This window comes from Flavobacterium sp. A45 (genome assembly GCF_002001005.1).
In the GTDB taxonomy this organism is placed as follows: domain Bacteria; phylum Bacteroidota; class Bacteroidia; order Flavobacteriales; family Flavobacteriaceae; genus Flavobacterium.
On sequence record NZ_MUNX01000065.1, the window covers coordinates 71,244 to 97,154 of the forward strand.

20 protein-coding genes are annotated in these 25,911 nt (G+C 34.7%); 10 read left to right on the forward strand and 10 right to left on the reverse strand.

The features are described from left to right. Positions 1 to 6 precede the first annotated feature (6 nt). A complete protein-coding gene (locus B0E44_RS06345; RefSeq protein WP_077371707.1) occupies positions 7 to 357 on the reverse strand; it encodes a 4Fe-4S dicluster domain-containing protein in 351 nt (116 codons plus the stop codon). Between the two features lie 147 nt (positions 358 to 504). On the opposite strand from B0E44_RS06345, the gene B0E44_RS06350 reads away from it, so the two are divergent. From B0E44_RS06350 to B0E44_RS06395, 10 genes are all read left to right on the forward strand, one after another. Further along, positions 505 to 1,563 (forward strand): acyl-CoA reductase, encoded by a 1,059-nt coding sequence (locus tag B0E44_RS06350; protein ID WP_077371710.1) that lies wholly within the window; start codon positions 505 to 507, stop codon positions 1,561 to 1,563. Between the two features lie 192 nt (positions 1,564 to 1,755). After that, positions 1,756 to 2,826: a 3-phosphoserine/phosphohydroxythreonine transaminase gene (gene serC, locus B0E44_RS06355; protein WP_077371712.1), complete on the forward strand. Its 1,071-nt coding sequence runs from the start codon at positions 1,756 to 1,758 to the stop codon at positions 2,824 to 2,826. Positions 2,827 to 2,942: 116 nt separating this feature from the next. Beyond that, the gene (locus B0E44_RS06360; RefSeq protein ID WP_077371715.1) at positions 2,943 to 3,908 is read left to right on the forward strand and encodes a D-2-hydroxyacid dehydrogenase; all 966 of its coding nucleotides are present in this window, start codon (positions 2,943 to 2,945) and stop codon (positions 3,906 to 3,908) included. 107 nt (positions 3,909 to 4,015) lie between these two features. Then, positions 4,016 to 4,573 carry a DUF937 domain-containing protein gene (locus B0E44_RS06365; RefSeq protein WP_077372042.1) on the forward strand — a complete coding sequence of 186 codons (558 nt, stop codon included), beginning with the start codon at positions 4,016 to 4,018 and terminating at the stop codon, positions 4,571 to 4,573. A gap of 213 nt (positions 4,574 to 4,786) precedes the next feature. Then, positions 4,787 to 5,218 carry a DUF6146 family protein gene (locus B0E44_RS06370; protein ID WP_077371718.1) on the forward strand — a complete coding sequence of 144 codons (432 nt, stop codon included), beginning with the start codon at positions 4,787 to 4,789 and terminating at the stop codon, positions 5,216 to 5,218. A gap of 324 nt (positions 5,219 to 5,542) precedes the next feature. Further along, positions 5,543 to 7,648: an ATP-binding protein gene (locus B0E44_RS06375; protein WP_077371721.1), complete on the forward strand. Its 2,106-nt coding sequence runs from the start codon at positions 5,543 to 5,545 to the stop codon at positions 7,646 to 7,648. Between the two features lie 107 nt (positions 7,649 to 7,755). Beyond that, entirely contained in the window at positions 7,756 to 8,058 is a 303-nt protein-coding gene (locus B0E44_RS06380; protein ID WP_077371724.1) for a DUF6787 family protein, read from the forward strand. Between the two features lie 170 nt (positions 8,059 to 8,228). Continuing rightward, positions 8,229 to 10,100 carry a DNA topoisomerase IV subunit B gene (locus B0E44_RS06385; RefSeq protein WP_077371727.1) on the forward strand — a complete coding sequence of 624 codons (1,872 nt, stop codon included), beginning with the start codon at positions 8,229 to 8,231 and terminating at the stop codon, positions 10,098 to 10,100. A 13-nt stretch (positions 10,101 to 10,113) separates the two neighbouring features. After that, a complete protein-coding gene (locus B0E44_RS06390; RefSeq protein ID WP_077371730.1) occupies positions 10,114 to 11,220 on the forward strand; it encodes a YhcG family protein in 1,107 nt (368 codons plus the stop codon). Then, complete coding sequence (locus B0E44_RS06395) at positions 11,221 to 13,947, forward strand: DNA gyrase/topoisomerase IV subunit A (protein ID WP_077371735.1); 2,727 nt, start codon at positions 11,221 to 11,223, stop codon at positions 13,945 to 13,947. 145 nt (positions 13,948 to 14,092) lie between these two features. On the opposite strand, the gene fbp is transcribed toward B0E44_RS06395, so the two are convergent. The 9 genes from fbp to B0E44_RS06440 form a co-directional block, all read right to left on the reverse strand. Further along, positions 14,093 to 15,112 (reverse strand): class 1 fructose-bisphosphatase, encoded by a 1,020-nt coding sequence (gene fbp, locus B0E44_RS06400; RefSeq protein WP_077371738.1) that lies wholly within the window; start codon positions 15,110 to 15,112, stop codon positions 14,093 to 14,095. A gap of 35 nt (positions 15,113 to 15,147) precedes the next feature. Then, positions 15,148 to 15,879 carry a rhamnogalacturonan acetylesterase gene (locus B0E44_RS06405; RefSeq protein ID WP_077371741.1) on the reverse strand — a complete coding sequence of 244 codons (732 nt, stop codon included), beginning with the start codon at positions 15,877 to 15,879 and terminating at the stop codon, positions 15,148 to 15,150. Between the two features lie 20 nt (positions 15,880 to 15,899). Next, positions 15,900 to 17,249: a glycoside hydrolase family 28 protein gene (locus tag B0E44_RS06410; RefSeq protein ID WP_077371744.1), complete on the reverse strand. Its 1,350-nt coding sequence runs from the start codon at positions 17,247 to 17,249 to the stop codon at positions 15,900 to 15,902. Between the two features lie 12 nt (positions 17,250 to 17,261). Beyond that, the gene (gene pelA / locus B0E44_RS06415; protein ID WP_077371747.1) at positions 17,262 to 19,292 is read right to left on the reverse strand and encodes a pectate lyase; all 2,031 of its coding nucleotides are present in this window, start codon (positions 19,290 to 19,292) and stop codon (positions 17,262 to 17,264) included. Positions 19,293 to 19,302: 10 nt separating this feature from the next. Next, a complete protein-coding gene (locus tag B0E44_RS06420; RefSeq protein ID WP_077371750.1) occupies positions 19,303 to 20,937 on the reverse strand; it encodes a glycoside hydrolase 43 family protein in 1,635 nt (544 codons plus the stop codon). 19 nt (positions 20,938 to 20,956) lie between these two features. Beyond that, positions 20,957 to 22,192 carry a glycoside hydrolase family 105 protein gene (locus B0E44_RS06425; protein ID WP_077372045.1) on the reverse strand — a complete coding sequence of 412 codons (1,236 nt, stop codon included), beginning with the start codon at positions 22,190 to 22,192 and terminating at the stop codon, positions 20,957 to 20,959. Between the two features lie 34 nt (positions 22,193 to 22,226). Then, positions 22,227 to 23,195: a DUF4861 family protein gene (locus B0E44_RS06430; protein WP_077371753.1), complete on the reverse strand. Its 969-nt coding sequence runs from the start codon at positions 23,193 to 23,195 to the stop codon at positions 22,227 to 22,229. Between the two features lie 10 nt (positions 23,196 to 23,205). Continuing rightward, entirely contained in the window at positions 23,206 to 24,141 is a 936-nt protein-coding gene (locus tag B0E44_RS06435) for an alpha/beta hydrolase (protein ID WP_077371756.1), read from the reverse strand. Positions 24,142 to 24,244: 103 nt separating this feature from the next. After that, complete coding sequence (locus B0E44_RS06440) at positions 24,245 to 25,903, reverse strand: RagB/SusD family nutrient uptake outer membrane protein (RefSeq protein ID WP_077371758.1); 1,659 nt, start codon at positions 25,901 to 25,903, stop codon at positions 24,245 to 24,247. Positions 25,904 to 25,911 lie beyond the last annotated feature (8 nt).

The following is a 25,911-nucleotide window of genomic DNA, read 5'->3' on the forward strand; positions in this document are numbered from 1 at the left end:
TAAGCTTTATTCGTTGTGCAAGAAAGCTTGTCTATTTAATAAAGTTTCTTCAGATTCTACGTGATTATCATCAGGAATACAACAGTCTACAGGACATACGGCAGCACATTGTGGCTCGTCATGGAATCCTTTGCATTCTGTACATTTACCTGGTACAATATAGTATATTTCATCAGAAATAGGTGTTTGTGCCTCGTCTGAATCTATTTCTGTTCCATCTGGCAAAATGACTTTACCTTTTAGCTTTGTTCCATCTTTATATCTCCAATCATCTGCTCCTTCATATATAGCTGTATTTGGACACTCTGGTTCGCAAGCCCCACAATTTATGCATTCATCGGTTATTATAATTGCCATTTTTATGTTTAGTTTTAAGGTTGAAAGTTCAAAAGTTTTGAGTTCTATGAGACGAAATACGAATACTGAACACAACTTTTGCCTAAAGCTTATAAAAAGCTTATTTTTGTGCAAAATTACAATCAAAACTTTTCATAAACAAACATTATGACATTAGATACAAAAAAAAACGCTTTTGTTAAATTAGGTAAATTCCTAGGACAATTCAAAGAAGGGAATTGTATAAAGAATGAGGCTGTATTTGATAATGATTTATTTTTTGAAAAATTTATTGATTTAATTCAACTTTCACAATCGCATAATGGTTGGTATACGCCGGAACAAGTATTTTTTTCGATACAGTCTTGGGCAGAGGCATTAACCGAAGACAATTTAGATAAATGGCTTTCTACTTATGACTTAAGCAAGGTAGAGCAAAAAAAAGTAGCTTTGATATTGGCAGGAAATATTCCCTTAGTTGGATTTCATGATTTCTTATCGGTTTTGATTGCGGGACATGATGTTTTGGTGAAAACTTCCTCGAATGATCAGCATCTTTTGCCTTTCTTAGCCAATTATCTTATTGCTTCTGAACCTGAATTTGAAAACAAAATCGTATTTGTAGAAGGAAAGCTGGAAGGTTTTCATGCCGTCATCGCAACTGGAAGTAATAATACAGCTCGTTATTTTGAATATTATTTCAAAGACAAACCTTCCATCATACGAAAAAACAGGAACTCAATTGCAGTTTTGAACGGTAAAGAAACCAAAGAGGAATTAACAGCACTTGGTGAGGATATTTTTAGATATTTTGGTTTAGGATGTCGAAATGTTTCTAAACTTTTTGTTCCAAAAGGCTATTCCTTTGATTCTTTTTTTGAAGCCATTTTTGAATACCAAGATGTGATTCATTACGAGAAATACGCCAATAATTATGACTACAACAAAGCCGTTTTTCTGATGAGTAATTTCAAATTATTGGATAACGGATTCCTGACTATAAAAGAAGATTCGAGTTACGGTTCGCCAATTACGAGCGTCTTTTATGAGTACTATGAAAGTCTGGATGAATTGCAAAAACGTTTGGAGAACGAAAGCGATCAAATTCAGTGTATTGTGAGCAATAATCTTGTAAACAACAGCATTAAATTTGGAACCACACAAAAACCAAATTTATGGGATTACGCAGACAATGTTGACACTATGTCGTTTTTGTCAATAATATAGAGTAATGTTTTTATATTATTGCGAATAATTTAAAGGTATTTCAGCTCGTATTCCCGAAATTTGCACTTTAAAAAAATTAAACAAAACTACAGCTTGAGATTTTCATGATTACCAATAAAAAAATGGAATTGGAATTGATGCTTTCTTACAGCAGTTAATTAGAAACAATAAAAAACAAATACTAACTATACCATGAAAAAGCACAACTACAGCGCAGGACCTTGTATTTTACCACAAGAAGTTTTTGAAAAATCAGCTCAAGCAATCTTAAATTTTAATGATTCTGGTTTGTCACTTTTGGAAATTTCGCACCGTAGTAAGGATTTTGTTGCCGTAATGGAAGAAGCAAGGGCTTTAGTGTTAGAGCTTTTGGATTTAAAAGGAAAAGGATATCAAGCCATATTTCTTGGAGGAGGTGCCAGTTTAGAATTTTTGATGGTTCCTTACAACTTATTGAAAGAAAATGGAAAAGCAGCTTATTTGGATACAGGAACTTGGGCTTCGGCTGCCATAAAAGAAGCTAAATTTTTTGGTGATACTACTGTTGTAGCTTCTTCAAAAGAACAAAATTACAATCATATTCCAAAAGGATACACTATACCTGCCGATGCAGACTATTTCCACTGCACAAGTAACAATACTATTTTTGGAACTCAAATGAAAGAATTTCCAGAAACGGGGATACCGCTTGTTTGTGATATGAGTTCTGATATTTTTTCAAGAAAATTGGATTTTTCAAAATTCGATATCATTTACGCAGGAGCACAAAAAAACATGGGCCCAGCAGGAACCACTTTGGTAGTTATCAAAGAAGAAATTCTTGGCAAAACAGGACGTGCCATACCAAGTATGCTGGATTATGCCAAACATATCAAGGCAGACAGTATGTACAATACACCACCAGTTTTTCCAGTATATGCATCATTGTTGACTTTGCAATGGTTGAAAAAATTAGGAGGAATTGAAGCTATCGAAAAAATAAATGATGCGAAAGCAGCTTTACTTTATGCAGAGATAGACAGAAATCCATTGTTCAGAGGAACGGCGGCTGTTGAAGACCGTTCTAATATGAATGCAACCTTTTTATTGAACGACGAATCACATGCTGCTAAATTTGATGAGATGTGGAAAGCAGCCGGAATTTCAGGATTGCCTGGACACCGTTCAGTTGGAGGCTACAGAGCGTCAATGTACAACGCACTTCCTTTGGAAAGTGTTCAAGTTCTTGTTGATGTGATGAAAGAGCTAGAAAGTAAAATTTAATTATTTAAAAATTGAAAGATTTAAGAAATCATTTAATCTTTCAATTCTAGTTTAGAATTATAAAATCCGGATAGAATATTTAAATCATTAAATTTTTCAATCTTTAAATTAAAAAAATGAAAATATTAGCAAACGACGGAATTTCAAAAAGCGGTATTGTAGCTTTAGAGAAGGCTGGATTTGAAGTTATCACTACAAAAGTAGCGCAAGAACAAGTGGCTAATTTTGTAAATAAAAATAGTATAAGTGTCATATTGGTTCGAAGTGCTACAAAGGTTCGCAAGGATATTATCGACGCTTGTCCAAGTCTTAAGATTATTGGTCGTGGTGGTGTAGGAATGGATAATATTGATATTGAATATGCCAAAAGCAAAGGAATTCATGTTATAAATACTCCGGCTTCGTCATCTGAGTCTGTGGCTGAACTGGTTTTTGCACATTTATTTACAGGTGTACGATTTCTGCATGATTCAAATAGGAATATGCCGCTGGAAGGCGATACCAATTTTGATGGTTTGAAAAAAGCTTATGCAAATGGTCTTGAGTTAAGAGGGAAAACACTTGGAATCATAGGCATGGGACGTATCGGTCAAGCTACCGCAAAAATGGCTATCGGACTTGGAATGAAAGTGATTTACAGTGATACACACATTCCAAAAAAAGATATAAAAGTTCCTTTTTTTGATGGGCAGTCTATTTCGATATCACTAGCTTCACAAAGTCAGGAATCATTATTCCAGGAATCCGATTTCATCACATTGCATGTGCCTGCTCAGGATGCACACGTTATTGGTGAAAAAGAACTGGAAATGATGAAAGACGGTGTAGGAATTGTTAATTGCGCTAGAGGAGGTGCTATTGATGAGGTAGCACTTGTAAAAGCTTTGGATGATGGCAAAGTGTTATTCGCTGGATTGGATGTTTATGAAAATGAGCCTACTCCTGAAATTACTATTTTAATGAATCCGAAAATTTCATTAACACCTCATATTGGTGCTGCAACTGAAGAAGCCCAAGACAGAATTGGTACCGAACTCGCTCATCAAATTATTAGTTTATTTAATAAATCATTAGTTAGTTAAAACAATCTATTGATATTGAATTATATAGTGGTAATTTATTAACTTCAATTAATAAGTTACCACTTTTTTTTTGATTAAATTTGATGTCTAATTTTAATCAAAAACCTATGTTTGAGCAATTAACACAATTAGTGCAAGAATTTGGACAAGAAGCAGTTGTCAAAAATAGTGCGGTTCCAAATGAACATAATGAAGCCGTAATGAGTGAAGCTGGAAATTCTATATTTTCTGGTTTGCAAAGTATGGCTTCCGAAGGAGGTATCGAGAAACTTGCCGGATTACTCCAAGGCAATAACGCTCAAGACTCTTCGAATCCAGCTGTTCAACAAATTACGCAACAACTTACAGGAAGTTTGGGAGAAAAATTTGGTTTAAATAGTAGCGATGCTGCTGGTGTAGCCGGTAGTATGATTCCTAAAATTCTAGGAGGATTAGTAAACAAAGCTAATGACCCAAACGACAGTTTTCAAATAACGGATTTAATTGGAGCTATTTCTGGAGGTAGCGCTCAAACTTCTGGAATAATGGATGCCATTTCAAAATATGGAACTCAATTTGGTCTAGATCAAAATGCCGATGGAAAACTGGATATGAATGATGCTATTGCAGTAACCAAAAGCAACGGAGGCATTGGTGGTTTTTTAGGAAAGCTTTTTGGAAAATAAAGTTTAATCGTTTCAATAAAAAAAAAGACATTTGCAAATTTGTAAATGTTTTTTTTGTTTCATAAAATGGTTGATGAGTTTTAATATAAATTGCAGAAAATCAGTGCAAAAAGGCTTAACTTTGAGTGGTATTACAGCCTGTGTTTAATTATAAAAATAATTGAAATTTATTTGGGGAATTGTTTTTTAGAGCATACGTAAATAGCCATTATTATGAAAAATTTGATTTACATATTGATTGTTCTTTTAATAATAATTGGATGTAGTACTTCTAAATCTAATGTTGCAAGTACGGAAAACCGAAAAAAATCGAGCAATGACACCATAAAAATTGTAAATGAAGAACTGGAATATGAAGTTATTATCATAGAACCTGGTTTTGATTTTTGGTTGCAATCAACCGCCTATCCGAGGGGATATTATTCACAATTCTATTTAGAAACCAAAAATAATTTCTATGTTATGGAATGGAATAGTCGTGTTCATCAACCGCAAACCTATCCGCCTAACTTATACGAAATGACTATTGATTACAATTCAAATATCAATTATGGTTATGAAGTAAACTATCTTATCTATAATTATATGATTTATTTTCAAAATAAATACAATCAAAGATTATACGGACGAGTACCGTCAAGATAGGAAATGCAATTGGCCAAAAGAAGCGAATTTTAAAGAGATATATAGGAGTTTTTGAATGTCTTTTATTGTGTAAATATCTTATTAACAGGTGTTTGTTTTTTTTGTAAATTTATAATTAATCTTTATCCTCTTAAATAAAAAAAATTTGGTGTTAGATACCAGAAAAAAAATTTGCCAAATCCAATTATATACTTCTTTTTTAAATTATTGCAGCAAAACAATATTCTTATGTATTACCTCTGAAATAACGGCATGGTAATTGACTTAACTGATCGAAAAAAACTTTTTTGTTTTTTATATTAAAAACACATATTCTTTCTTCAGATGAAAATAAAAGAATCTAAAAAATCGAAACCAAAAATAATCTTGCTTGTTGTGGGCATAAATGTTTTTTCAATAGCATTGGTTTTGACTGTATTGTTGTATATAACAAATATAAAAAAAGAGATTTTAGACAATTATAATAATCAATTTCAAGATGAAATCTCCAGAATAATTCAACTTAGATTAAACGAGGTTATTTCCTCAATGGAAAGTGAAGCGAATTGGAATGATTTTGTGGATTATCTTAAGACTAAAGATTCGAGTTGGTATAACGAAATGTATGCTAATCCCGGTCTTTTTAAATCAGACTATATAGGTGTTTATGGTTTGGACAATAAAATAATCAATCATACAAATACTGCCAACATAAAAGAGGTTGATTTTATCCCAAAAGAAGCTTTAATTACTTTAAATAAATTAGGGAAATCCCGTTTTTATTTAAAAACTTCTGATGGAATAATTCAAGTATTTGGTATTGTCATAACCAGATCAAATGAAAAAGTAAAACCAAAACCTGAAGGTTATTTTATTTTAGCCAGAAAAATCAATTCAGCTTTTATACAAAAAATAGAAAAAGCAACTAATTCTACAATAACACTAGTTGATAGTCAAGAAAATAATCAAGCAAAGAATTATACTCTTCAATGTACAGTTGATTTAGAGGATTACAAAAATCAATTCGTAACTCGCGTATATTTTGAAAGACCCTTTGAAAAGTTTATTGCTCACATTTTAAAAAGTCTTTATTTTATATTGTTTATCTCCTTAATCTTGCTGTTGCTGATCTTTTTTTATACTGAAAAATGGATTTCAATCCCTTTGAATGCTATCACCAAAGCTTTGGAAACAGGGGATAAAGAATCTATAGAAATTTTAAAAAACATAGAAGGGGATTTTAAAAACATAGGAACTCTTTTTGAGGAAAATACAAAGCAAAAAAGCAAATTGGTAAAGGCGAAATTGAAAGCTGAAGAAAACGACAAACTAAAATCTTCCTTTTTGTCTAATTTATCGCATGAGATAAGGACTCCGATGAATGCCATAGTTGGTTTTACGGAATTACTCATGAATACTGAAGTTGAAAAAGAAGAGCAGCAGGAATATTTATCGGTTATTGATAAAAGCGGGAAAAACTTGATTGCCATTATTGATGATCTTATCGAAATGTCAAAAATAGAATCTCACCAAACAAAGCCTAATTATACCGCTGTTAATATTGAATCGTGTGTTAAAGATTTGTATGACAGCATCAAAATAACAAATAAAAAAGCTAAAAAAATTGATTTTAAACTCATTGAAAATAAAAGCCCAGCGAGATATCCTGTAAAAACGGATGAGGTCAAACTGAAACAAATTATTACAAATTTGGTAACTAATGCTTTGAAATTTACCGAACAGGGGTCAGTTGAGTTTGGCTATGAAATTGACGAGCTTAATAATAAAATTGTATTCAAGGTAAAAGACACTGGTTTTGGGATTGACGAGAACAATCAGCAGTACATCTTTGATCGGTTTAGAAGAGTGGGAGGTGACCATAGCATCAAAATTGGAGGTCTTGGTTTAGGTCTTGCTATTTCAAAAGCTTATGCTGAAATGCTCGGAGGAACCATTACATTAGAATCAAAACTGGGAAAAGGCTCTGAGTTTTGTTTTACTATTCCTTTGGAGTATGTAGAAAAACAAAAAATTACAGTTCAACCTGTTAATGAAATCACTGTTTCCAAAGGAGACGAAGAAGGAACCATATTAATTGCAGAGGATGATAATATCAATTTTTTGTTGTTTCAAAAGATAATGAAAGCGAAAAAATACAAAATAATTCGTGCCGAAAATGGGCAAGAAGTCGTAGATATTTGTTTCAATAATCCAAATATAGATTTGGTATTAATGGATATAAAAATGCCTATTATGGATGGATTTGAAGCTCTTGAAAAAATAGCACCAATAAGACCTAATCTTCCTATGATTGCTCAAACTGCATTTTCATCCAATGAAGATAAAAATAAAATTTTCAAGGCAGGATTTACGGATTACATAACCAAGCCCATTGACCGAGAACGATTGTTTGAAATAATAGATGTCATTTTGAAAAAGAAAGTTTCTTAACACTTGATTGCAGTCTTCAATAGTTGAAATTATAGAAACAAAAAAGAAAATAAGAATAAATTCAACCATTAAAACCTGTTATATTTGCAAAAAGGAATAAACTAAAAATGAAAGGATTGAAACAACGTTGGGGAGTTACTACCAACTGGCAGTTAGCCATCATATTTGTTGTTTTTGCTATTACAGGGTCAGCTTCAGCTTATTTGTCTAAACCCTTTTGTGTGTGGTTAGGAATTGGTAAGGAAGATTTAGGATATTGGTTCACACCAGTCCGTTTACTGTTGATATTTCCTATTTATCAAGTTTTACTGGTAGCAATAGGTTTTCTTTTTGGTCAATTTAACTTTTTTTGGACTTTTGAAAAAAAAATGCTCAAAGGAATGGGTTTGGGATTTTTGTTTAAAGAATAATTTTTTACTTTCTGACTCTAAAATCAATAGAAACCTGTCAATATCATTCTTGATAACTTTGCAAAGTACTTCTTTTAAATTTTATCGAATTACACTACATTAGCGCATTCGAGGTCTTTGTGAAAAGAAAAGACCGGAAAGAACGCAGTTAAATTCGATAAAATTCCAAAATGTCAGATCAAAATCAATACACCGAAGATAATATCCGTTCTCTCGACTGGAAAGAACATATCCGTATGCGTCCCGGGATGTACATTGGAAAACTTGGTGACGGTTCTTCGCCGGATGATGGTATTTATATTTTATTAAAAGAGGTTCTCGACAACTGTATCGATGAGTTCGTGATGGGCTCTGGGAAAACTATTGAGGTGACCATAAAAGACAAAACGGTTTCGGTTCGTGATTATGGCCGTGGGATTCCGTTAGGGAAAGTGGTTGATGTGGTTTCGAAAATGAACACGGGTGGTAAGTATGATTCCAAGGCTTTTCAGAAATCTGTTGGTTTGAACGGTGTGGGTACAAAAGCAGTAAATGCTCTTTCAAGTGCTTTCCGCGTGGAATCTGTTCGTGATGACAAACAAAAAGCAGCAGAATTCTCAGGCGGAAATTTAGTTTTGGAAGAGGATATAATTGACACAACTAAACGAAAAGGTACTAAAGTTACTTTTACACCTGATGAAACTATTTTTAAAAACTACAAATTCCGTATGGAATATGTGATTAAAATGGTCAAAAATTATTGTTATCTGAACAATGGCTTGACGATTATATTCAACGGTGAAAAATTCATTTCGGAGAATGGTCTAAGGGATTTATTGGAAGAAACGATTAGTGCAGAAGATTTAGAATATCCAATTATTCATTTGAAAGAACACGATATCGAGATTGCTTTAACGCACAGTAAAACACAATATAGCGAAGAGTATCACTCTTTTGTGAACGGTCAGAATACCACACAGGGAGGAACGCATTTAGCAGCTTATAGAGAAGCAATCGTTAAAACCATACGTGAGTTTTACAACAAGAGTTTCGAGGCGTCAGATGTTCGTAAATCGATAGTGAGTGCGATAAGCATCAAAGTGATGGAGCCTGTTTTTGAATCGCAGACGAAAACCAAATTAGGTTCTATGGACATGGGTTCGGATGATGGAACACCACCTGTTTCAGTCCGTACTTTTATAAATGATTTTATTAAAACTAAATTAGATAATTATTTACATAAAAATCCTCCGACTGCCGAAGCGCTATTGCGTAAAATTCTTCAGGCTGAACGTGAAAGAAAAGAATTATCAGGAATTAGAAAACTGGCTACAGATCGTGCCAAAAAAGCTAATCTGCATAATAAAAAATTAAGAGATTGCCGTGCGCATCTTCCAGATACCAAGAACCCAAGAAATTTAGAAAGCACCCTTTTTATTACCGAAGGAGATTCGGCTTCAGGGTCGATTACGAAATCGCGTGATGTTAATACACAAGCTGTTTTTAGTTTGCGCGGTAAGCCTTTGAATTCGTACGGAATGAGCAAAAAAATTGTGTATGAAAACGAAGAATTCAATTTATTGCAAGCTGCTTTGGATATTGAAGACGGATTGGAAAAACTGCGTTACAACAACATCGTAATTGCAACCGATGCCGATGTCGATGGTATGCACATTCGTTTATTACTGATTACCTTTTTCCTGCAGTTTTTCCCAGAATTAATTAAAGAAGGACATTTGTATATTTTACAGACACCACTTTTCAGGGTTCGAAATAAAAAAGAAACGATTTATTGCTATTCGGAAGAAGAACGAAAAGATGCCATCGAAAAATTAAAACCAAAACCGGAGATCACCCGATTTAAAGGTTTAGGGGAGATTTCGCCAGATGAGTTTAAGAATTTTATTGGAGATACGATTCGCCTTGACCCTATTATGATGGATAAACATACTTCTATCGAGCAATTATTGTCGTTTTATATGGGTAAAAATACTCCGGATCGACAAGAGTTTATCATCAAGAATTTGAAGGTGGAGTTGGATGTTTTGGAGGAAGTGAAATAATTCAGATTTAATAGTGTCAGAAGAACTTAAAAATAAAGCTTTATTCTCTCAAGTAGCCGAACTATTGCAAAATGCTCGACAACAGGTTTTGCGTACTGTAAATTCAACAATGGTTTATACCTATTTTGAAATAGGACGGATGATTGTAGAAGAAGAACAAAACGGAAAAGACAGAGCCGAATATGGAAAGCAATTATTAAAAGGACTTTCTGATCAGTTGACTAATGAATTTGGGAAAGGATTTTCATTGAGGAATTTAGAGCAAATAAGAAAATTCTATTTAATTTATTCAAAATCCGAGACAGTGTTGCGGATTTTTAATATTCAAAAAACGCAGACAGTGTCTGCGGAATTGCTTGATAACAATTCGCAGACACTGTCTACGGAATTGAATTCAATAAAACCACAAATTCTTCTTTCATTTTTCAAACTAACGTGGTCTCATTATTCATTCTTAATGCGAATTGACGATGAGGAAGAAAGACGTTTCTATGAAATTGAATCCGAAAAATACAATTGGAGTGTTCGCGAATTAAAACGACAATACGATTCGGCACTTTATACACGATTGGCTTTAAGTCGGGATAAAGAAGGAATTTTGAAACTTTCTCAGGAAGGCCAGATTATAGAGAAGCCTAAAGATATTATCAAAGATCCCTATATTTTGGAGTTTTTAGGATTACCAGAATTACATCAGTATTCTGAATCGGAACTGGAAGAAGAGATTATCAATAAATTAGAGCATTTTTTATTGGAATTGGGTCACGGTTTTACTTTTGTTGCAAGACAAAACAGAATTACTTTTGATGATAAACATTTTCGAATCGATTTAGTTTTCTACAATCGAATATTGAAATGTTTTGTTTTAATTGATTTAAAAATAGGGGAATTAAAGCATCAGGATTTAGGACAAATGCAGATGTATGTCAATTATTACGACAGAGAAATGCGTTTGGAAGATGAAAATAAAACCATAGGAATTGTTCTTTGCCAAAATAAAAGTGATTTGGTTGTAGAATATACTTTACCTGAAAATAACGAGCAAATATTTGCCAGTAAATACAAAACAATTCTGCCAAGCAGAGAAGATTTAATACAATTAATTTCGGAATCAAAATAAATGAAAGACGAAGAAGACGATAACATAATTCCAGCAAACGAAGACAATAATTCGGAGGATTATTCTAATGATGAAAATCAAGAGGATAATGATTCGGAAGATATTATTGAGGTAGATGCCAAACATTTTGAAGGACAGCATTTTTACGAAAATCAGGAAGAGGAAGGTGAGGGCGTGATTACGAAAGTAACCGGTATGTACAAAGACTGGTTTTTGGATTATGCATCGTACGTAATTCTTGAACGTGCTGTTCCTGCTATTGAGGATGGTTTCAAGCCAGTGCAGCGCCGTATTATGCACTCTTTGAAAGAGCTGGATGACGGCCGTTACAATAAAGTTGCCAATGTTGTTGGTCACACCATGCAGTATCATCCGCACGGTGATCAGAGTATTGGTGATGCGATGGTGCAGATTGGCCAGAAAGAATTACTGATTGACTGCCAGGGAAACTGGGGGAATATCTTGACGGGTGATGGCGCTGCTGCTTCCCGTTATATCGAAGCACGTTTGTCAAAATTTGCTTTGGAGGTATTGTATTCTCCAAAAATTACCGATTGGGGCGTTTCCTATGATGGACGCCGTGCAGAGCCTAACAATCTTCCGGTAAAGTTTCCGTTGCTTTTGGCTCAAGGGGCTGAAGGTATTGCGGTTGGTCTTTCGACAAAAGTTTTGCCTCATAATTTTAATGAGCTCATTGATGCGTCGATTAAAATATTGAAAGGAAAACCATTCACCTTATATCCGGATTTCTTGACACAAGGTATTGCCGATGTGTCGAATTACAATGACGGGATGCGCGGAGGACGTGTTCGGGTGCGAGCCAAAATTGGACAGCTTGACAAAAATACGCTGGTGATTACCCAAATTCCGTTTTCGACTAATACAACAACTTTGATTGACAGTATTTTGAAAGCCAATGATAAAGGCAAAATCAAAATCAAGAAAATTGAAGACAATACCGCTGCTGATGTTGAAATATTAATTCATCTTTTCCCGGGCGTTTCTCCAGATAAAACGATTGATGCTTTGTTTGCTTTTACAGCTTGCGAAACTTCAGTAGCACCTTTGGGTTGTGTAATTGAAGATAATAAACCATTGTTTATAGGGGTTTCGGATATGTTGAAGATTTCAACTAACAGAACAGTTGATTTGCTTCGGCAAGAGCTGGAAATTCAGTTGGAAGAATTAAAAAATAAATGGCATTTCTCAACTTTGGAAAAAATCTTCATTCGTGAAGAAATGTATATCGATTTCAAATTGTATGGTGACAGAGAATCGCTCTATGTTTATTTGTATGACCGATTTGAGCCTTTCAAGAAATCATTTGTCAGAGAAATTCATGATGATGACCTGCAGCGACTGACTCAGATTCCGATGATTCGTATCACTCGTTTTGACTCTGATAAGGCCGATGATTTTATCGCTAAGCTGGAAGATGAAATGAAGGAAGTGGAGCATAATTTGGAACATCTTACCGATTTTGCGATTGCATATTTTACAAAATTAAAAGAGAAATACGGAAAAGGAAGAGAACGCCAAACGGAGCTGCGTATTTTTGATGATATTGAAGCGACTAAAGTAGTTTTGAGAAATACCAAATTGTATGTAAACAGGGAAGAAGGTTTCGTTGGAACCAGTTTGAAAAAAGACGAATATGTTACGGATTGTTCCGATATTGATGATGTAATTGTTTTTCTAAGAGATGGGAAGATGATGATTACTAAAGTCGATGCCAAAACGTTCGTAGGTAAAGATATTATCCATATTGCAATTTTTGACAAAAGCGATAAGCGTACGATTTATAACATGATTTATCGTGACGGAAAATCGGGGCCTTCATATATAAAACGTTTCAATGTTTCGGGGGTTACTCGAGATAAATTATACGATTTGACCAATGAAAGCAAAGGCTCACAAACTTTATATTTTTCTTGTAATCCAAATGGAGAAGCTGAGGTAATTACAATTTTATTACGCCAAGTTGGAAGTATTAAAAAGCTGAAATTTGATATTGATTTTGCTTCATTGGCGATCAAAGGGCGTGCTTCTAAAGGGAATTTGGTTACCAAATATCCGATTAAGAAGATTGAATTAAAGGAAAAAGGTATTTCTACCTTACTGCCAAGAAAAATCTGGTTTGATGACACAGTTCAGCGATTGAATGTGGATGCAAGAGGAGAACTGTTGGGCGAATTCAGACCAAGTGACAAGATTTTAGTGATTTCGCAAGGTGGAAAAATTAAAGTCATTACGCCCGAATTGTCAACACATTTCGATGAAGATATGATTGTTTTGGAGAAATGGGTTCCTAAAAAGCCTATTTCGGCGATTTATTATGACGGTGAAAAAGAGCGTTACTACATCAAGCGTTTCTTGGTAGAAACCGAAAATAAAGAGGATAGTTTTATCACCGAACATGCCAATTCCAGATTGGAAATTGTAGCGACAGATTATCGTCCTGTGGCCGAATTAGTTTTTGCCAAAGTAAAAGGTGTGCAGAAAGAGAATATGACTGTAGATATTGAGGCTTTCATTGCGGTAAAAGGATTTAAAGCTCTTGGTAATCAGTTGACAACAGATAAACTTAAGCAGGTTAATTTGTTAGAACCTTTGCCATATGAAGCCCCTGAAGAAATAGTTCCCGAAGAAATAGAAGTACAAGGAGAAACAAATTCCGATGATATGGATGTCCAATTGGATGATGACGGACAGGTTACTTTGTTTTAGAATAAACAGGATTTAGTTTTAACCATTTAAGAAATTTAAGAAAATATAAGTTTTTGCTTTTTTGCATTCAAGCTTAAATAAACTTATATTTCTTATATGGTTAACTTTTTTGGAGCGTTTTTTTTATCGCATCCATCAACAATCCTTAGTATTTACTCAATTTTGCTTTCTCCATACATTCTTCTACTTTGTTGACCATATTGGAGCTTCCACAAAAGAAAGCAGTTCTTTCATGCAATGAAGTTGGAATAATTTCCATTACTCTATTAAATCCATCGGATGCTTTTCCTCCAGCTTGTTCGACTATAAACGCCATTGGATTGCATTCGTATAAAAGTCTCAGTTTTCCTTTAAGCGCCTTAGAACTTGTTGGGTATAAGTAGATTCCGCCTTTGATTATATTTCTGTGAATATCGGAAGCAAGACTGCCTATGTATCTCGAAGTATAAGGTCTGTCTTCTTCTTCCAATTGGCAATATTTAATGTAATCTTTTACGCCTTGTGGGAAATGAACATAATTTCCCTCGTTTACTGAATATATTGAGCCGTCAACGGGAACTTTCATCTTCGGGTGAGACAAGTAAAAGGTCCCGATGGCGGGATTTAGCGTAAAACCGTTTACGCCGCAACCTGTAGTATAAACGAGCATAGTTGAGGTTCCGTAAATCACATAACCTGCAGCCACCTGATTGGTTCCTGGTTGTAAAAAATCTTCCATTTTAACTGGAGTTCCCACAGGTGTTATTCTTCGATACACTGAAAAAATGGTTCCAACCGATACATTTACATCAATATTGGAAGAGCCATCCAAGGGATCCATCAATAGGACATACTTATTATTGTTGCCTTTATCACTGCCTTGAACAGTTATGAAATCATCATTTTCTTCTGAAGCGATACCACATACGATTTCTCGGTTTATAAGAGTTTGAATAAAAACTTCATTGGCATAAACATCCAATTTTTGTTGATCTTCGCCTTGAATGTTTTTTTCTCCGACACCTCCAATGATATCAACCAATCCCGCTTTGTTCACTTTATAACTGACTACTTTGGCAGCCAATTTTATAGAATTAAAAATCCGAGACAATTCACCCGATGAATAGGGAAAATCTTTTTGGTTCTCTATTATAAATTCGCCTAATGTTTTATTGTTCTCTTGCATTTTTATAACTATTTGAATAGTTGAAATTTACATTATTATTTTATATGTTGAACCAAATCCAATTTTGTTTTTTTTAATTCTTCAACGGCTAATTTTGCAATGGCTGTAGCTCCTTCTACCGACAAATGAGTATTGTCCTCAATACCTTGTAAAAAACAGGCATTTTCACCTGGCTTATAATGCAAATGCAATTTTTTTGACTTTTCAGGACCGTATGATCTTTCTAATATTTCGGTATAATACTGTAAATCTATAAACGGAACAGTAAATTCTTGTGCCACAAGTCGCATTTCCAAAGGATAATCTCCATGTGAATCGATTAACACTCCTTGCTCATTAAAAGTTCTTCGGGTGATGGAAGAGAATAAAATAGGAGTAGCTCCTTTTTTGCGGGTTTCGGTTACAAAACGAATTAAATTGTATCGGTATGCGGTGTGGGGATTGGTATAACGTGTAGAATCTGTTACTTTTCCGTCATTGTGTCCAAATTGGATGAAAACATAATCTCCTGGTTTCAAAACATTATAGACGGCATCCCAAAGTTTAAAATCGATGAAACTCTTGGTGCTACGGCCATTCATTGCTCTGTTGTCAATAATTACATTGTCATTGAAAAACTGAGGTAATACTTGTCCCCAACCACGTTCTGGATTGTCTTCTACGAGTAATTTATTAGCCATTGTAGAATCTCCAATAGTATAGATAGTTGGCTTTTGTGCGAAACAATTAATCGAAAGGAATGTGAAAATCAATATGTAGTGTTTCATTTTCAGTTTGTTTAAAATTATTATTTAGCTGCTGATGGAGTTGTGGCTTTTTCGCCAATTACGACTTCATTAATGGATATTTTTTCAGAATTGGTAACAGTCATTCCGTTTTTTGCAGATAGTATATTTATGTTATCCAATTTAATGTTCTCGACTTTTTGGGTAGGGAATCCTTCAATTACAATTCCTGTATTTGTAGCTTCCTGACAACTAATATTGGAAAAAGAAATATTAGAAACTTTAGAAGGATATAATCCGCCACCTTCTCCATGATAATTTGCTGTGATATAAAGACAGTCTTCTACTTTTCCAAAGGCTATGTTATTGAAATAAATATTTTTGATAAAACCTCCGCGATCCGAATTTGTTTTGATAAAAATACCTCGTTTTAAATAGCCTCGAAATTTGCTGTTTTCTACATATACATTTCGAACTCCAGCAGACATTTCACTTCCAATTACAATTGCATGCAAACCTTTGAATTCACAATTTCTGATGACAATATTTTCAGAAGGAGTATTGGAATTGCTACGTCCTTCATCATCTCTTCCCGCTTTGATGGCGACATTATCGTCTGCATTGTCAAATTGGATGTTTTCAATTAAAATGTCGCTGGAATATTCAGGATCGATACCGTCATTATTATTGTTATGGGCATTGTATTTCAGTCCACGAAGCGTTATGCTTTTACTTTTCAGCAAATGGATACACCAAAAAGGAGAATCTTCTATTTGAACATTTTCAAAAAGAATATTTTTTGAATTGATAAACTGAATCAATTGAGGTCTTAAATAATGACCATCACCAAAAATTCTCTCCTTGACCGGAATGTTTTTATGGTTCATTTCCCTGCTTAATAGTTGGTCTTTCTTTTCAAGCGGTTTCCATTTTATCCAAGTGTTTTTGGCCTCACCATCGATGATTCCATTTCCGGTAATGGCTACGTTTTCGACGTTGTTGCCATATATCATTGGGCTATAATTGTAAAGCATTGTTCCTTCCCAACTAGTCAGAACCAATGGATAGTTTTTTGGATTGGAACCAAATCGGATTTTTGCGCCGTCTTTTAAATGCAATTTTACATTGCTTGCAAAATGAATGGGACCATTTAGGGTATAAATTCCCTTTGCGACAATAATTGTACCTCCGTTATTTTTTTTGCAAAGAGCCATTGCTTTATCAAAAGCGGGTTTGGAATCACTAATGGAATCACCTTTTGCACCTAGTTTTGTTACTTCGATTTTGTACGAAGGAATAATAGGCAATTGAATGCGCTTGATTATAGCATCAACAGAATCTGTTGGGAAAGCATTTTCCTGACCAAAACTGTGTAACGAAAAAAGTAATATAAGAATGAATTTATATCGCATAGCTTTTTAGTTTTAATTGAATTTTAGATACCATTGTTTTGTTGCTTTAGTACTATCCGAATCCAATATTTTTTCAATGGTATACTTTTTAGCCTCAGAATCTTTTAGTTGATGTGACCAAGAAACTCTGGTTTTAGGCTGAAACCCTTCACCAGTACATTTGTATTCAGCATAAAAGGAGGAGGTTTCAGCCTCCCGTTTTGACCAATTGTGCCAACCTTCGGGAAGAATGTGTTTTCCCATTTCACAATTAATGTAAACGGTTTTGGCATAAGGCCTCCAAGGTCTTCCAAGATAGGCTTTGGTCACTTTTTTATCGGCAGTGAGTTTGCAGTTTTTAAAAACATAGCCATAAGAAGTATCTTTTGGAGTAGAAGCAGCAGTAATGTAAGAGTCGCTTTTGCTGTGAATCGTACAGTTTTCAAATAGGGCAGTGGCATCTCCAAATATAAAATCGGTGGTGCCTTCGATATAACAATCTTTAAAATAATTTTTGGTTCCTTCTCCTGAGGTATAAAGAGTGTCTTGATTTCCTAGAAATGTACAGTTGCTGAATACAACTCTATTGGCATTTACATTCAAAGCAACTGCTTGCCCCACTTCACCTGAACTGTTTTGTATGGTTAGATTTTTAGCAATAAAATCATTCCCTTCGACCAAAACAGTATAGGTGTGAAAAGTACTGTTTCGGCCTAAATTTATTTTATTAAAATAATCATCGTATGTTATAATTGTTTTTTCTCGGCTTTCACCAATGAATGAAATGCAGGTATTCCAAGCATGAACTTTTACTTTTTCATAGTATGTTCCGTTTTTTATGAAGATGGTAATTCTCTGTGATGGATATGATTTGGCCGCATTCACCGCTTCTTGAATGGTTTTGAAATCGCCATTTCCATTTTGATCCACCACAATATTGAATTCATCTTTTAAAGTGACTTCACTTTTTTTGAGGGAAATTATAGTTTCACTTTCCGAATTTTTTTTCCAGTTTGGGTATTTTTTCAATACTTCTTTGGGTTCATTGGTGTACCAAGCATAACCCGTTCTTCGCTCTTGTCCAATTTCTGCCAAGGTTGCTTTTTTTATTCCGTCGCGGTCGCAAAAGAAAGGAGTATTGTCGCTAAGTTCCATAAAACGAGCCCATAAAGGTTCGGCGCTTGGATCTTTAACCATCACTTTTTCTATGATTTTACTATTGGGAACAGGAACACGTTCTTCTCTAAGGTCGGTGATTTTTGTTTTTTCGAACCAAACAAAAGCACTATTTACTGCTGCCACTATTTCGGGAGAGGGATTTTTAATGGACATCAAAAGCAATACAATTTTTGCCGATTCTTTTCCGCTTAATGAAGGTAATTCATACGCTCTGGCTTTTGCGGGAAGCATCGTGATTTCATCGTGTTGCGCGCACCAGGCAGTAAGAACTTCATTTTGTTTGTATTGTGTTTTAAGGATACAATCTATTCCTTTATTGAAAGCTATTTTGGATTTTTCAATAGTTGCTTCTGATGGTTTTATACTGTAATAATCTGTTTTTTCTGCAATTTCCTTCAATACGTTTAGGATATGAACCATCGAATCGTCATTGTAGGTAATATGACTGTAATATCCTTTTTTTAATGGATAGAATTGTGGCCAACCACCGTTTTCATATTGCGCTTTGAGCAAATAATCCAAACCCGAAAGAAATGCATTTTTATACCTTTCATCCGGAACTTGAGCATACATTTTGGACAGAAACAGCATTTCCTGACAAGTTGCGCCATTATCGGTTGTGATTTCGTTTAAATCTGTTTTTAGGGCAATCAAATTTTGTTTTTCGGTTGCCGTCAATGGATTCTGCATTTGAATATTTTTCGGCCAACCGCCAATATTGCGTTGGTACAATAACACATTTTTGGCTACTTCTTTGGCTTCAGCTGAAGCAAACCAAGTGCTTTCTTTATCATTAATAATTGAAGTCCATTTTTGTTCCTTTTGCGCTTGAATACTCGTGTTGAATATCAGAATTAATAGTATTGTGAGGATTATTTTATTCATTATACAAGTGTTATTTCGTTATTCTAAACCAGTCAATAGCGACACTCCCTGCATCATTAATAAAACCCTTCCTTAGTGCTATAAAACCAATTTTGGCACCAATCCATTTGCCTTCTTTTGCTGTGAATGGTTCGCCGATTGGGGTAAAGTCTTTCCCATTTTCGCTATAATAAAAAGTACAAATCCCCCCTGATTTTACTATTACCTGCAAATATATATTTTGATTATTTATGGCAATTGGTGTGCTTTCGGTTTCGACTCCTTTTTTGTCACAGTTTTTAGCAGTTTTTTGCGAAAGATAGAATTTACCACCTTCTTGTTTGAAGCAGACATAACTGTAATCCAATCCCATTATGACCAATCCAGTGCTTTCACCATCAAATTTCGCATTGAACTTTATTTTTGCGGTAGCTGTAAATTCATTCGATGGGAATTTCTGCAATAGTAAATTAGGAACCTCATAAAGTGTAGTTGCTTCTTTTGGAATCGGAATACAATTCAGGTTGTAATAGCCCATACTTGTTGGAAAACCCCAATTGATTTGTGGATTTGCGTGCCATTGCCATTGAAGTCCTAATTTTGGAGAATTAAATTCATCGCTATCGACAGGGGTTTCAATAGTGGTAGTTTTTTTGCCAACATTTGGTTTTTTGTAAACAGCTACTGGTTCACCGATGCCATTTTTATCATCATCATTACCAATAATTGGCCAATTGTTTTCCCATTTCATCGGTTGCAGGTGAACGACCCTTCCATAAGCAAACTGATCTTGAAAATGAATAAACCAATCTTCACCTGTTTGGGTTTGAATCCAAGCGCCTTGATGAGGACCGTTTACCGCCGATTTTCCCTGGTCCATGACTTTCCTTTTTTCATAAGGACCAAAAATTGTTTTGGATCTTAAAACCGTTTGCCAACCTGTAGCAACTCCTCCCGCTGGGGCAAAAATGTAATAATAGCCATTTTGTTTATAAATCTTTGGACCTTCAATAGTGGATTCATCGGGATGGCCGTCAATAATCATTACTTCGTCATTGTTTGCCACTGTCCCGTCAGCATTCATAGTACAAATGACCAAAACACTTTTGATTCCCGCACGACTTCCAGCAAATGCGTAAACTAAGTAAGTTTTGCCGTCTTCGTCCCAAAGGGGAGAAGGGTCAATCAATCCTTTTCCCTCTTTTACCAAAACAGGTTCAGACCAAGGGCCTTTCGGATTTTTAGCTTTTATTTGATAAATTCCATAATCGGGATCAGGATAATAAATATAAAATTCATTGTTGTGATAGCGTAGGCAAGGAGCCCAAACTCCATTACCATGCTGTGGTTTATCAAATACTTCTGTCGGTTTTTGTTTCGAAAGAGCGTGTCCTATTAGTTTCCAATTCACCAAATCTTTCGAATGAAGAATGGGCAAACCGGGAATGCAATTGAAAGACGAGGCCGTCATATAATAATCATCCCCAACCCGAATCGCATCCGGATCGGAATAATCTGCATACAGGACGGGGTTTTTATAAGTTCCGTCTCCATTATCCGACACCCAAACTTTGGAATATTGGTTTTCGTTCTTTTCTTGCCCTATCAGGAATTGAAAGGAGGAAAAGAATATAATAGAGGATAATATGATTTTTAAACGGTTCATTCGAAGAATTTTTTGTTTCTTATCTATTCAATTCTAAAGCTGCCAAAATAAATGGGCCAGTTGCTTTCGGATCATTGTCTTTTTTTACTTCATTTATATAGTATTCGTAAGAACCATCTCTGTACGGATTGCCACCCAAACCTGCAACAGCGCAGACGTCAGTTATCGTAATCGTTCCATCGCTATCTGTTTTTATCAATTTTTTTGTCAAACCATCAAATGCTTTGTTGGCTAATTTTTTATACTTAGAAGGCAAGTACCCTTTATTTGCCCCTTTTGCAAAAGCATATGCAAACATTGAAGATCCTGAACCTTCTAGATAGTTTCCTTTTTCTCCTACTTTGTCGGTTACTTGATACCACAGTCCTGATTTATCTTGGTATTTGGCTAAACTTGATGATACATTATTCAAATAGCGTACTAAATCTTTTTGCTTCGGATGGTCTTTTGGAAAATAATCCAATGCATCAACTAGCGCCATTGCGTACCAACCTAAAGCTCTTGACCAGAAATTTGGTGAATTTCCTGTTTCTTTATTAGCCCAAGGCATTTGTTTACTTTCATCCCAACCGTGATATAATAAGCCTGTTTTTGGATCGGTGGCGTGTAATTGTATTTGCTCGAATTGTTTGGCTACATCGTCAAGATTTTTCCCTTTTTCAAATTCAACAGTGTATTGTGCATAAAAAGGTTCTCCCATATACAGACCGTCTAACCACATTTGGTTTGGATATATTTTTTTATGCCAAAAACCGCCACTTTGAGTTCTTGGATGTTCCTCAAGTTGTTTGCGTAATAATTGCATTGCTTTTAGATATTTTTCTTCTTTTGAAGTACTATATAAATTAAAAAGCAAACGACCAGCAACAACCATATCAATGTTGTATTTCTCTAACTCATAGGTTTTAATTGTACCATCGTTTTGGACAAAATTATCAACATAATCTCTTATGTATGCAGCATACTTAGGGTCTGGATTTTTTTTATATAATTCTTCAAATGAATGCAAAACCAAACCATGAACGTAGTCCCATTTGGGTGTTTTGGCATTATCGATCATATAAGCTTCAGGATAACGTTTCATTAACGTCAAAGCCATCTTGTCGGACCATTTTAAAGTTGATGAAACTGTTGTTTGATTTTGATTTTCAGTGTTTTTAGACGGTTCTTGCGCTACAGATTTACAATTTATTAGTACAAAAGAGAAGAGTAGTACTGCTGTTGCAAATGAACTGTTTTTTAAATTTTTTTTCATTTTGAATGTTTTAAGTTGAAGGTTCATTTAGAAGCTATAGTTTACTTTTTTTGTTTAGCTGCTCTAGTTTTTCATCTAAATATTTGACAAATTCTTCTTGAGATTTTATTCCGTTTTTTTCCTGCTCCCAAGCTCCCAAAAAGTAAAATGAAGTTGATTTTGTACTTGGTTTGAAAATTAAAAGATAATCCAATTCGGTTTCGGTAACATTTTCAATGGAATTGGTTTCGTAAAAAATAGCCATTCCTAATTTATCCGGAACCAATGATTGTGTGCCATAAGTGGCTAAATAGGCCCATTTTTTGTTTTTGCTTTCTTTTTTAAGCAATTGGGTGTTTTTTTGTTTAACGATTCCGGTGCAAATTCCTTTAATTTCTTTCGAAGCTTTAATGGTATGTTTGGTATAACGTTGGTCAGGCGTAATGGTCAATTCGGAGGTGAAATCAATTTTATCGGAAACTGTTTTCCAACCTAAGTAACGTACTTTTACAGAAGATTCATTAGCTTTATTTTCAATATAGGCAAAAGTAGAATCCACTTCATAAAAGTGTTGTCTTTCATTATTTATATAACGATCGATCGAACCAATTCCGATTCCTTTTCCTGCTTTTAAAATATCAGAACCCCAATTCTGCATTAAATGGTACGAATCAAATCCATCCTGCCCCACTTGAGGTAAAACGATTTCTTCGGTCTTTTTCCCGAAGATATCGATAGCATTTCTCCAGTCTAAGTACAAACGGTAACCAACTTTGTTACTTTCCCAGCCTGGACCTTCATATCTAATGTCAAAGGAATGATCCGTATGTTCTTTTGCAAGTTTTAATGTTTGTACATTTTTGAAAGCAGTACCTCCAATGTATTTTCGGTTTTCCCATTTTCCGTCATCTTTTACAGAAATCTCGGCATAGTTCTTTGCTGTTTTTATGTCGTATTTGTTTTGTGCTTTGCAACTCAAAAAACTAAAAGCCACTACAGTTGAAAGGGTTATTATTGTTTTCATTTGTTATAGTTTATTTAAAAATTTTATTTAAAAAATGAGTGGTATAAGTTATCGTTTCATCATGCCAAGGATTCAAGAACCAAAAGGAGTGAGGTGAGTTTTGAATGGTTTTGACTTCATTGTAAATTTTGTGTTGGTTTAAAATTGCAATCATATCATCTCTTCCTGCATGAAACCTTTCCTTACTGCTGTTGATAAACAGAGTAGGAGGAGTGCTTTTATCGGTATGTGACAATGCCGATGCTTCTTCCCAAATTTTTGGTTTTTCTTCATAACTCCCACCAAGCCATATTCCTGCTACAGTTCCTTCCTGTGATTCAGGATGTTTGAATGCTAGTACCCCATCAATGTCAATAATTGCCTGAACTGTTGATGTAGATTTATTGTTGATGTCTTTCTCTTCAAAAAGACTGTTGTTGTTTGTTGTACCGATTAATGCTGCCATTTGTCCTCCAGATGAGCAGCCTAAAATTGCAACTTTGGTGGTGTCTGCATTGAACTGGGAAGCATTTTTTTTGATGTACCGAATTGCATTTTTAACATCAAAAATAGCAGCTGGATATTTTGCTTCGGTAGATAATCGATATTCTATTGTAAAACAGGAAAATCCCTTTGAAGCCATTTCTTGTGCAAACGTTTCCATTTGCGATTTATTCCCAGATTTCCATCCACCTCCGTGAAGTATTACTATCACAGGATTTTTAGAAGTGCTATTATAAAAATAAGCGTCTAAACGTAATTTTCGGCCGCTTGTTTTTGAATATTCAATCTCTTTTTTCTCCTGTACATTTGAATGTTTTTTGGGCTGGACAATACTGATGAAAGGATAGTTTTTTATCTCTTTATTGTAAACGCTTTGTATCGTGTAGGTAGTGTCGACGGTATACTTGCTTTGAGCACGAATGGCCATCGAAATCAAAAATAGTATGATTACTGTTTTCCTCATTAGCTGATACAAATCACTTTTCTTATATTTTAAAAAAGGAGTTTGATTATGATATCAAACTCCTAATTTACTAACTTAAAATAATTAATTGCATGCCTAAATATTAATAACCAGGATTTTGTGGAAAATCTTTGTTTTGGTTCAAATCCAGCGCTAATTGTGGAATTGGTCTCAAAATTTTTAGAGCACCACCAACTCCTACAAAAGGGTTACTTAGTTTTTTAATTTTAGGGTGATAAAGAGATGCTCTTGCAACCAGGGTACCCGTTCTTTTCAAATCAAACCAACGTTTGTATTCCCCTACCAATTCTCTACCTCTTTCATCCAAAATATAGTCTATGTTGAATTCTGCCAAAGTAGCATTGGCGACACCTGCTCTTCTTCTTACTTCATTCAAACGGGCTAAACCTGTTGAGGCATCTCCAGCTTTTAAATAAGCTTCTGCCGCAACCAAATATGTTTCTCCAAGTCGGGAAATAATGATGTCTCTAGTACTTACAGGTCCTGTACTTGCAGGAGTAGTAAGGTCTGGATCGTCAAATTTCTTAACTGGAATAGAGGTGTAATCCAAATTTTTGATTTCTACATATTCAGCAGAATAAGTTCCCCAATTATGGTAACCATTTGCAACAGTTGAACCGGTCTGCCATCTTGTGGCAAGTTCAGCCTGCTTAGCCGTTCTGTCTGCTGCCGTAAACCAGCTAGGCTCATAGAAATGTTTAATTTTCATAGTGGCAAATTCGGTAGGCTTTCTGAAAAAGTCATAATAGTTTTCATACACTGTAGTCATAAATGTGGCATCCCATCTTTTATCTCCTTTGGTATATAAACCTAAAGCATAATTGGTAGGACACAAATTATAACTTCTCAATGGTGCACCTCCTTTGGTTTCACTTCCTCCTAAATACGAACTGAAATAGTAGAATTGATTATTTCCTAAAGTTGTAGGAGAGGTACTGGTTGAAACTTTATCATATTGAACAGAGAAAATCGTTTCAACATTTAGATCATTAGCTGGTTTGAACAATTGGTCAAAAGCCAAATTCAATGCTTGTCCTGCAATAGCCGCTTCTGCATAAGTAGCAGCTTTAGTAAAATCTGCAGGAGTACCAAATGTTTCGTAACCTTTAGTTAGATATACTTTAGCCAATAAATCATTAACCGCTCTTTTGTTTACTTTCCCAGCATAGGCAGTTGTACCTACATTAGCTAGAGCAGCATCTAAGTCTTCAATGATTTGAGCATATACTTCTTCTGCAGTATTTCTTTTGAATGATAAAACCGGAGAAGTAACATGTTCGTTTACAATTGGAACTCCACCATAAGTTTGAACCAATAAAAAGTATGCGTTGGCTCTCAAAAATTTAGCTTCGCCCACAAGAGTGTTTAGATTTGGAGTTTGCTCTGTAAGAGTTGAATAATACATTGTTTTGTTTACAGATTGAATCAATCGGTAACAAGAATTATAGAGTTGTTCTACTCCAGTTGAAGAAGGTATCAATAATTGATATTGGCTTAAACCAGCTGGTTCTGGAGTTCTTCCTTCAGCGTACATATCGGTTCCAGCCTCAAACAACCAAGGGTCCCCTCCATAAATTCCTTTAAGCCATGCATAATTGGTATTCACCAATAATTGAAACCCTGAAGCCGTTTTATATGTTTCGTCTGCAGGTACATTAGAGAGACTTTCTTCTTCAATGTAATTGCTGCAAGAAGTTAATAAAGTTGCTATTATCCCTAAAAATATGATTATTTTTTTCATTTTTTGTC

What these genes read in the sequence shown, in the direction of transcription:
- B0E44_RS06440 (WP_077371758.1), bottom strand. Translation starts at nt 25,903, where the DNA reads ATGAAAAAAATAATCATATTTTTAGGGATAATAGCAACTTTATTAACT.
- fbp (WP_077371738.1), bottom strand. Translation starts at nt 15,112, where the DNA reads ATGCAAGAGAACAATAAAACATTAGGCGAATTTATAATAGAGAACCAA.
- B0E44_RS06395 (WP_077371735.1), top strand. Translation starts at nt 11,221, where the DNA reads ATGAAAGACGAAGAAGACGATAACATAATTCCAGCAAACGAAGACAAT.
- B0E44_RS06360 (WP_077371715.1), top strand. Translation starts at nt 2,943, where the DNA reads ATGAAAATATTAGCAAACGACGGAATTTCAAAAAGCGGTATTGTAGCT.
- B0E44_RS06375 (WP_077371721.1), top strand. Translation starts at nt 5,543, where the DNA reads ATGAAAATAAAAGAATCTAAAAAATCGAAACCAAAAATAATCTTGCTT.
- serC (WP_077371712.1), top strand. Translation starts at nt 1,756, where the DNA reads ATGAAAAAGCACAACTACAGCGCAGGACCTTGTATTTTACCACAAGAA.
- B0E44_RS06385 (WP_077371727.1), top strand. Translation starts at nt 8,229, where the DNA reads ATGTCAGATCAAAATCAATACACCGAAGATAATATCCGTTCTCTCGAC.
- B0E44_RS06350 (WP_077371710.1), top strand. Translation starts at nt 505, where the DNA reads ATGACATTAGATACAAAAAAAAACGCTTTTGTTAAATTAGGTAAATTC.
- B0E44_RS06380 (WP_077371724.1), top strand. Translation starts at nt 7,756, where the DNA reads ATGAAAGGATTGAAACAACGTTGGGGAGTTACTACCAACTGGCAGTTA.
- B0E44_RS06430 (WP_077371753.1), bottom strand. Translation starts at nt 23,195, where the DNA reads ATGAAAACAATAATAACCCTTTCAACTGTAGTGGCTTTTAGTTTTTTG.
- B0E44_RS06410 (WP_077371744.1), bottom strand. Translation starts at nt 17,249, where the DNA reads ATGCGATATAAATTCATTCTTATATTACTTTTTTCGTTACACAGTTTT.
- B0E44_RS06370 (WP_077371718.1), top strand. Translation starts at nt 4,787, where the DNA reads ATGAAAAATTTGATTTACATATTGATTGTTCTTTTAATAATAATTGGA.
- B0E44_RS06425 (WP_077372045.1), bottom strand. Translation starts at nt 22,192, where the DNA reads ATGAAAAAAAATTTAAAAAACAGTTCATTTGCAACAGCAGTACTACTC.
- B0E44_RS06345 (WP_077371707.1), bottom strand. Translation starts at nt 357, where the DNA reads ATGGCAATTATAATAACCGATGAATGCATAAATTGTGGGGCTTGCGAA.
- B0E44_RS06405 (WP_077371741.1), bottom strand. Translation starts at nt 15,879, where the DNA reads ATGAAACACTACATATTGATTTTCACATTCCTTTCGATTAATTGTTTC.
- pelA (WP_077371747.1), bottom strand. Translation starts at nt 19,292, where the DNA reads ATGAATAAAATAATCCTCACAATACTATTAATTCTGATATTCAACACG.
- B0E44_RS06435 (WP_077371756.1), bottom strand. Translation starts at nt 24,141, where the DNA reads ATGAGGAAAACAGTAATCATACTATTTTTGATTTCGATGGCCATTCGT.
- B0E44_RS06420 (WP_077371750.1), bottom strand. Translation starts at nt 20,937, where the DNA reads ATGAACCGTTTAAAAATCATATTATCCTCTATTATATTCTTTTCCTCC.
- B0E44_RS06365 (WP_077372042.1), top strand. Translation starts at nt 4,016, where the DNA reads ATGTTTGAGCAATTAACACAATTAGTGCAAGAATTTGGACAAGAAGCA.